The sequence below is a fragment of the Lysinibacillus sp. A4 genome (assembly GCF_024919535.1).
Taxonomy (GTDB): domain Bacteria; phylum Bacillota; class Bacilli; order Bacillales_A; family Planococcaceae; genus Lysinibacillus; species Lysinibacillus capsici.
Genome location: NZ_JANWTB010000033.1, coordinates 1 through 1,645, shown reverse-complemented (window position 1 = coordinate 1,645; position 1,645 = coordinate 1). Strand labels below are relative to the sequence as shown.

1 protein-coding gene is annotated in these 1,645 nt (G+C 36.3%); it reads right to left on the bottom strand.

The window, feature by feature from the left end:
- Positions 1–46 precede the first annotated feature (46 nt).
- Positions 47–1,620, bottom strand: a protein-coding gene (locus tag NY607_RS24135) for an IS3 family transposase (RefSeq protein ID WP_237899731.1) whose coding sequence is annotated in 2 segments (ribosomal slippage) — positions 47–978 and positions 978–1,620 — 1,575 coding nt in all. Because the reading frame shifts where the segments join, the coding sequence is not laid out codon by codon here.
- Positions 1,621–1,645 lie beyond the last annotated feature (25 nt).

Genomic DNA, 1,645 nt, shown 5'->3' with positions numbered 1-1,645 from the left:
TGAACTGCACCCCGTCAAGTAGACAGTTGAAATAATAAAAAATGTATTAAGCGGCTTGAGTCCTGAATTCTAACGGACTTAAACCGCTTAATCGTTTCTGATAACGATAGTAATTATAAAAATGAATATAATCATCAATCGCTAGTTTTAACTCTTCATATGAATCGTACTTATGTAAATAATACTTCTCACACTTCAATGTGCCCCAAAATGATTCAATTGGTCCGTTATCAATACATCGACCAATACGGGACATACTCTGTGTCATATTGGCAGTTTCCACAATTCGCTTAAATTCCTTTGATGTATATTGAAAACCTCGATCACTATGTATTAATGGCTGTTCGCCTGATTGTAATGATTGAATAGCTGATTTTATTGTTTTGAAAACAAGGGAATTATTATTCGAATGACCTAACACATAACTCACAATTGAACCATCATATAAATCGATAATTGCACTTAAATAAGCTTTTTTCCCATTTCCATACTTAAACTCTGTGACATCTGTACACCATTTTTCATTGGGCTTTTTCGATGCAAATGCTCTATTTAATACGTTCTCCGCCACATGATGTGCTGGAGATTTACGATAAGGCTTGCGCTTTCTACGAATAACAGACTTCAATCCACTAATCTGCATTAAACGATAAATACGCTTTTCGTTAACCGTTGTTTGATTATTTTCTTTTCGCTGACGATTGATTGTCAACGTTGTACGACGATAGCCGTAAATTCCATCTACTTGTTGGTAAAGGAGACGAATGTCCTTTAAAATTGCTTCATTTTCAACTTCTCTGTTAGAAGGCTTGCGACTTAGCCACTTATAGTAAGCTGCACGCGAAACATCAGCTATTTCACATAGTAAAAGAATCGAAAGTTCTTCCTCTCGATGTAATTCTTGAATCGCTAAATAGCGTTGCTGTAGACGTACTTGGCTTAACGACGCCTCCTTTCGATTTCCTCTAACTTTTTTAAAAATAAATTTTCTGCACGTAAACGTTCATTTTCACGTTCAATACGTTGAATCTCTAATTTCAATTTCTCCTCAACGGTTAATTCGACTTCATCTTTTGTGCGACCACGACGATCACGTAATCCCTCTTCACCGTTCGTTTCAAATTTCTTCGACCATTGATATACCTGTTGATACGAAACACCATAGGTGTGTGCTGCCAACTGATAATTTTTCTGGTGCTTCAAACAGTACTCGACAATCTCAATACGTTCTTCAAAAGTTGTCTTTCTTCCTTCTGTCATAGCTTGACTCATTCCTTTACCTGAATCTTTTATTTCACTATGACTAGTATACTTTTTTACCCAGCTTTTTAAAACGGAGGTACTGCTAATCTCGTATTTCGACAACACCTCCATCTGTGAATAATTTCGTTGAATGTAGTCCTCCACAGCCGCTAGTTTTAACGCTTTTGAATAGAACTTACATGAAGTAGCTTCTTGTAATCCTTCACGTCCACCTGCCTCAAATCTCATTTTCCATCTATGAAAAGTTTGATGATCTATTGAAAACCTTTCACACAATTCATTGATAGAATAGTGACCTTCTTCGAACAATTGAAGGATATGTAGTTTCAACTCGAGTGGATGTTTGCTTCGCCCCATAAAAAATACTCCCCTTAGATAAACA